Raw genomic sequence first — 6443 nt, forward strand, 5'->3', positions numbered from 1 at the left:
GCTAAAAGACAATGAACGAAACTAGCCCCAGACGAATTGTAATTGGGGATGTGCATGGGCACTATGAAGGTTTGATGACATTGTTGGAGGCGATTGCCCCCACCTCAGACGATCAAATCTATTTTCTGGGAGACTTAATTGATCGTGGTCCTCATAGTTCACAAGTAGTGAATTTTGTCAAGCGACATAACTACCCATGTTTGCTGGGAAATCATGAGCAGATGTTATTAAACATTCTGACCAATCACAGAACTTCGTCCCCGACGATGCAAGCATGGTTATATAGTGGGGGGCAAGCTACCGTAGCCAGTTACAACGAGGCTTCTATTCCTGATGACCATCTGGATTGGTTTAAGAGTTTGCCTACATATTTAGACTTGGGGGATATTTGGTTAGCTCATGCTGGCGTTGACCCTTCCAGGTCGGTGACAGAACAAACTGCCGATCAACTATGCTGGATACGAGAAGAATTTCACAGCATTGAAAAACCCTACTTTCCAGATAAGCTAATTATCATCGGTCACACCATTACCTTTACTCTACCGGGTGTTTCTCCTGGCAAACTGGCACAAGGAGAGGGATGGCTAGACATAGATACTGGCGCTTATCATCCCCGGAGTGGCTGGTTGACTGGATTAGATGTCACGAATAACCTGGTTTATCAAGTTAACATTTTTAAACACTATCTCCGTAGCTTGCCCTTAAAAGATGTAGTGATCAGAGTTGATCCAGCTAAAATCAAAGTCGATCGCCGCAATAAGAATTGAGCAATATTCGAGATGAGGGGTATGAGGGAGACAAGGGGAATAACCAATGCCCAATACTTAATACCCTCAAGACCTCACTAATGCTCGCATATTAGCTCTATAACTAGCCTTATCCAAGCCATAATTTTCCTCACTAGGTTGAGAGTTAATTGCACGTTTGAGGGCTTTAATGCGATCACTCGTTCCGGGGTGCGTACTTAAAAATGTCGGAGCAGAACCACCCTGTTTCAGCAGCTTTTGCATAAAAGAAACCATTGCAGACTGGGCATAACCAGTCCGTGTTAAAGTTCGCAGTCCTCTTTGATCGGCCTCAAATTCATTGCTACGACTGCGTGGCAAGTCTCGCGCTAGCTGTACACCCATTTGCACCGCCGTACTCCGGTCTAAGCCAGCAGCTGTTAATAGACCACTTTCGAGCGCTTTTTGCTGCATCTGTTTAACTACGTGTTTGCCGCCAATGTGACCAATTTCATGGGCGAGTACGCTTGCTAGTTCCGCTTCATTGTCTGCGGTTTTCAGCAAACCCGTATGGACATATACATAGCCGCCCAAGGTAGCAAAAGCATTAATACTTTCATCCTGAACTACTTGGAAGGTATAGGGGAGATCGGGGCGATCGCTATTAGCAGCTAAACGCCGACCAACTTGTTCCACATAGCGATTAACTTCTGGATTACGATAAAGCCGTACTTCACTGCCTACTAATTCTTGATTAATCTGCTTACCCAGATCAACTTCCTGGCGAGGGGACATACTAGAAAGCTGAAATGCCTGAACTCCTTGGAGTAGAAGAGGTAAGAAATCTAAAGTTCTTCCAGGTAAGGGTGTACTCAAGCACAGACTCAAGGCAACTATCACTGAAATTAAAGGATAAAACCAGCGACGCCGCGACACACGGTAATTTGCAACAAAATTCCAGTTGAACATAATAGGCGCTGAAGATTATTTTGGGAGAACATAAAATGATCGGACAAATTATGAGACGGATTTAGAGTATTCTAAGTTGCATTCTTAAATCAAGACTAAAGGAGTTGTTATACAGCTAATGTTTAGGCAAATCTACCGAATTACGGGGGTTAGAGACTTCCTCTAGAGATAGGCTTAAACACTAGATATTACTTTCTGGGTGTGTCAATCTTAACAGGCAAAAGTTTAAGCGTTAGCTGCCACCCCTGCGAACTTACGAACTCGTGATAAACTGTCGCATAACCGCAACGCCCAGCCGCTTTTCCTTTATTACCAAACAGGGAAAATTACTATTCCCATCGAAAACCTTCTTGCTACAATCAATTACTTCGCTATTACCTCGGAAAACTTTTTATGGCTATTTTAGATTCAAAAGGTCGCTTGTTCGGCAAAATCAACCTCTTAGATTTAGGTGCTGCGCTAGTAATTCTGCTAGTTATATTTGGCATCTTTATTTTTCCTGGCACTTCTGGTTCTGTTGCCCAAGTCGGTGCGAAAACAGTACCCATAGAAGTAGACTTAGTAGTTCGTGGTTTGAATGTGCGTGACCCGGAACAATTATTCAATAACGGATTAAAAAAAGGCGGTAAAACTAATGTGATTATCCGCAATCAACCTCATGGCGAGATTGAGATTAAATCCATTCAACAGCTACCTAGAACAATCAATATTCCCCAACCTGATGGCACTGTTAAAGAATTACCAGATCCAAAAACCAACAATTTTAGTACCGATTTGATTTTGACTTTAGATGGCAAAGCTCAACTGACTGACAATGGCCCCGTTCTCGGTAACAGTAAAGTTAAAATTGGTATGCCATTTGAGTTGGAAGGCTATAACTACAACTTCAATGCAACTGTTATTGATGTCAGAATAAAAGACAAATAGCATTCACATTTTCGTCTTAAAAAAATAATTTGATAAACCGAATTTTATCTAATCTCCAAAAACTCGGTTTATCAGATTAATGAATAGGGCTATTTCATTCTATACATAAACCGCCCAGAACTAAAGTTATAGGCTCATAGCTAAAGTCCGTTAAAACGGACTAGAACATGAGTCTCAGTTATCTTCAGATGAATGAGTGCTATAAGACAGGTAAATTAATTCTGAGGCGGGCTAAATGAGAATGAAATAGCCCTGGATTAATCAATTGAGGTTAAAACTACTGAGCAGTTTTTGCTTCAAACATTAAATACGTCCCTCCTAACCCTTCTACAATTGTGCGTGTATTGGCAATCATCATTTTCTGATAAGTGTCAGCCTCGCTTCCGGGTTCACCAAGTCCCTCAGCATACAACTTCCTGTTAGAAATTTTTACTCCAGCTTGTCTGGCTATAGATTGAAGCAAATTAGGGTTAATTGCCGCCTCAGTAAAAATTGTTGATACTTTAGCCTGCTTAATATTTGTAACCAAATTTTTCACTTTTGCATCTGTCAGGTTTTCGCCAGTACTAATACCTTGTAATCCCCCTGCGAATGGAATCCTGTATGCTTTTGCGTAATAACTCAGTGCATCAGAAGTTGTAACTAACTTCCGTTCTTTGGGAGGAATACTGGCAATTCTTGACTTAATCCAGCTATCTAGTTGAGTAAGTTCATTTGTGATTCTTTTGGTATTGCTGGTATAAGCCTCTGCTTCGCTAGATTCTAATTTTCTCAAGTTACTATTAATTACCTCCACCATCCTGATAGTATTCTTCGTATTGTGCCAAAGATGAGGATTAGTTAGATTATTGTCGCCTTTCTGAAACTTTTGTGGCTTAGACATTGCAAGTTGACTAACGGCTATTTTCGGTGCAGTGTTTTTAGTCACTTTAATTAATTTGATCAGATTTGGTTCTAAATTATAGCCACTATAGAGAATAAGATTAGCTTGCTCAATGGCTCTACGATCTTCCGGTTTTGGTTTATAAAATTGGGGGTTAGTACTAGGGTCAATTAAGCAGGTGAGGTTAACTGAATTTCCGGCAACTTGTCTGGTTAAGTCACATAATACACTTGTAGTTGCAACGACTCTGGGAAGATTCTCATTTACCTGAGTGGTTGTCTGAGTGAATGCAGTTCTTGCAGTTTGATTTCCACACCCAACAAATCCAATTGTCAAAGCAACAAGAATAGCTCGGAAGAAATTAGTTGATGGTAATTTTTTTGACATCCGAAACTCCTACTGGATGTATAGAAATAATCATTATCAGTAACGGATTAGTGAAATACCAGGTGGAAGCGTTCAACAAGGTAGAGGTTAAAAGTTATACGCTAAGGCTTTGGCTTCATCCTCCCTAATCCTTTTTAACAAGGAGGAAATTAGAGCAAGCCTTTTTAAGGGAAGAGGAATTAATAGACTCTCTCCTTCCCCAATAGCACATCTAGCAATTTTTACTTGGTGAACCCGAAGTGAGGTTTTTGCAGGCAAAATGTTAGTTAAGGTCAGGCGACAGACTGGAAAACTGGTAGGGTAAAAGCACAATAATAAAGGTGATGCTGGGGAGCCTCCGGTAAAGAGTGTAGTGTAGTTCTCTCACCGTCTGTTGAAGGGGCTATACCATTGTGCTTACATTCCACAAAGGTCGCAAATGATCTAAGATTATCAGGTTAAGGAGTGGAACATAGTAATGCTGGGGCTTATTGAGCATACGGGTTGATTTCGCCTTCCCGATTCGTGAATCTAAGGCAATTGTAGCTGTGGTTTTGCGAACTGTGGGCATCTGGGGGTTACAAAATTGGCGAATTGGTGATTTTTTAGCGTTAGACTAAATTTTACCTAGTAAAGCCTTTCAATAACGCTCAGAGCATCATCTAACTGCTCTTTATTGCACAATACCGACTGTACTTTGTGCCATAATTTTTATTTTGTAATTTCTTAATCATTAAATAAGAACCAAGTCAAGTATATAGAAAAATCCCTCAAAGCTGATATTAGTGAATATAAACAATGGTTATTTTAGTTATCCTCGTTAACACCCTCATTTCACTGATACTACTCTATGTAGCTTGGCGAGTGTGGCAACTCAAGCAGCAGTTAGCATACATAGCAGATAGCTTAACCGCCTATGAAAGTTGTACCCATGCAGCACTGAATAAAGCACCCGAAAATATTTATCTCAGCCAGGAGAGTATTTATAAGTTACGGCAGAAAAATCAAGTACTACAAATGCAAATCCAACAAGTGCGGCAAATTATTAGTCTACTTTTGCTAGGACAGCAAATCTGGCAGCGTTATTTTCGTAGGCTACAGTTAACACCAGCGAAAAGAACTGTTGGAAAATGAGTTATGTCAACAGATGAACATTTATAATTAGGACTGACACAGGGACGCAGTGACACCATGAAACAAAGACGCAAGGAGTTTTGATTATAAGTAATTAATAATTTTAATATTTAATGAATAAAAGCAACTTTTTTGGCTGATATTTTGTCAGGATAGATTAACTGAATAAAATCGGTGGAATCTTACAAGGAGAGAAAACCCACTTAAAATGGGTGTAAGGAGAGAAATAACAAGATGTCTAATAACCGTTCTGGAGTATTTTTTGGCGGTTTGATGCTGGGAGCTACCATCGGTGCTTTAACCGGTTTGCTGGTGGCTCCCCGTACAGGGCGCGAAACGCGTAAAATTTTGAAAAAATCTGCTAATGCTATCCCAGAATTGGCAGAAGATTTATCAACGAGTGTGCAAATCCAGGCAGATCGTCTATCTGCGATCGCACTACGAAACTGGGATGATACTTTAGATAGATTACAGGAAGCGATCGCAGCAGGTGTAGATGCCAGTCAGAGAGAAAGCCAAGTCTTAAAGCGGCAAATATCTGTTGAAGACTCAGATTCGCTTCCCCAGCAACTAGAACGCTTATAAATGACACAACCGTGATTGATCCCCTGTTTTGGTTGGGACTTTCTTTACTCTTAGTCGCCACAAGTTTGACTGCGGTTTTAGTGGCGGCAATACCTGCTTTACAGGAGTTAGCACGCGCTGCTCGTAGTGCAGAAAAGCTATTTGATACACTCTCGCGGGAGTTACCACCCACTCTAGAAGCTATCCGTGTGACTGGTTTGGAAATCACTGACTTAAGTGGTGATGTTAGTGAAGGTGTAAAAACTGCTAATCAAGTCGTGAAACAAGTCGATCAAAGCCTTGATAGTGCAAGAATTCAGGCTCAAAATCTGCAAGTAGGTACACGTAGCATCTTGGTTGGCGCGAAAGCTGCTTGGAGAAATTTCACGCGCCAAAAACCCACAAGGCGAACAAGCGATCGCTTACCAAGCAATGAAAAACCACCCCTAACGTTGCGAGAACGAGAAGCCCTCAAGCAAGAAAATCGCCGGAGCAAAGCAGAAGTATACCGCGCTAATGACGGTTACAACGATGCCAGCTGGGAAACAAATTTTGATGACGAAGATTGATCAAAAAAAAGCATAGGGCATTGCTTATCTTCCTGATAGGGTGTCAAAATGTGCTATTTTATCATGTCCTCGCCAGACACTAAATCCGCACTTAAGCTACTAAGCTTATCTTCTACACTTAAAGTATCATCAGATTCTAAAAACTCCATAATTTCTTTGCAGCCTCTAGGAATTAATGAACGTCACTAGTAGAGCGAATAATGATAATTCTTTGTTATACCATTTCTTTGTGAGGCTGCGCCAAACCCTCTTAACTTCTTCTTTCTTTCTTTCTTTCTTTCTTTCTTTCTTTCTTTCTTTGTGTTC

The 6443-nt window shown here is 40.8% G+C and carries 7 protein-coding genes; 5 read left to right on the forward strand and 2 right to left on the reverse strand.

The genetic code is table 11. From position 1 onward, the window contains the following. Positions 1–11 precede the first annotated feature (11 nt). Entirely contained in the window at positions 12–767 is a 756-nt protein-coding gene (locus tag V7K73_RS26985; protein WP_334884725.1) for a metallophosphoesterase family protein, read from the forward strand. A gap of 66 nt (positions 768–833) precedes the next feature. Here the strand turns inward: V7K73_RS26985 and V7K73_RS26990 are convergent, their stop codons facing one another. Further along, positions 834–1694: a M48 family metallopeptidase gene (locus tag V7K73_RS26990; protein ID WP_334884727.1), complete on the reverse strand. Its 861-nt coding sequence runs from the start codon at positions 1692–1694 to the stop codon at positions 834–836. A gap of 393 nt (positions 1695–2087) precedes the next feature. On the opposite strand from V7K73_RS26990, the gene V7K73_RS26995 reads away from it, so the two are divergent. After that, entirely contained in the window at positions 2088–2621 is a 534-nt protein-coding gene (locus V7K73_RS26995) for a DUF4330 domain-containing protein (protein ID WP_334884729.1), read from the forward strand. A 277-nt stretch (positions 2622–2898) separates the two neighbouring features. Here V7K73_RS26995 and V7K73_RS27000 read toward each other — a convergent pair whose 3' ends face one another. Beyond that, positions 2899–3891, reverse strand: coding sequence for a metal ABC transporter solute-binding protein, Zn/Mn family (locus V7K73_RS27000; protein WP_334884731.1), 993 nt, complete (start codon positions 3889–3891; stop codon positions 2899–2901). A 777-nt stretch (positions 3892–4668) separates the two neighbouring features. Here V7K73_RS27000 and V7K73_RS27005 point away from each other — a divergent pair. From V7K73_RS27005 to V7K73_RS27015, 3 genes are all read left to right on the forward strand, one after another. Beyond that, a complete protein-coding gene (locus V7K73_RS27005; RefSeq protein WP_334884733.1) occupies positions 4669–5004 on the forward strand; it encodes a hypothetical protein in 336 nt (111 codons plus the stop codon). 234 nt (positions 5005–5238) lie between these two features. Further along, positions 5239–5589: a YtxH domain-containing protein gene (locus V7K73_RS27010; protein ID WP_334884735.1), complete on the forward strand. Its 351-nt coding sequence runs from the start codon at positions 5239–5241 to the stop codon at positions 5587–5589. An 11-nt stretch (positions 5590–5600) separates the two neighbouring features. After that, positions 5601–6137, forward strand: a complete 537-nt coding sequence (locus V7K73_RS27015; protein ID WP_334884737.1) for a DUF948 domain-containing protein — start codon at positions 5601–5603, stop codon at positions 6135–6137. The last annotated feature ends 306 nt before the right edge of the window (positions 6138–6443 follow it).

Origin of the sequence: Nostoc sp., from assembly GCF_036916975.1 — a bacterium.
Taxonomy (GTDB): domain Bacteria; phylum Cyanobacteriota; class Cyanobacteriia; order Cyanobacteriales; family Nostocaceae; genus Nostoc.

Bases quoted from the DNA above. Each gene is read 5' to 3' on its own strand.
- V7K73_RS26985 (WP_334884725.1), top strand. From the start codon at position 12: ATGAACGAAACTAGCCCCAGACGAATTGTAATTGGGGATGTGCATGGG.
- V7K73_RS27000 (WP_334884731.1), bottom strand. From the start codon at position 3,891: ATGTCAAAAAAATTACCATCAACTAATTTCTTCCGAGCTATTCTTGTT.
- V7K73_RS26990 (WP_334884727.1), bottom strand. From the start codon at position 1,694: ATGTTCAACTGGAATTTTGTTGCAAATTACCGTGTGTCGCGGCGTCGC.
- V7K73_RS27005 (WP_334884733.1), top strand. From the start codon at position 4,669: ATGGTTATTTTAGTTATCCTCGTTAACACCCTCATTTCACTGATACTA.
- V7K73_RS27010 (WP_334884735.1), top strand. From the start codon at position 5,239: ATGTCTAATAACCGTTCTGGAGTATTTTTTGGCGGTTTGATGCTGGGA.
- V7K73_RS26995 (WP_334884729.1), top strand. From the start codon at position 2,088: ATGGCTATTTTAGATTCAAAAGGTCGCTTGTTCGGCAAAATCAACCTC.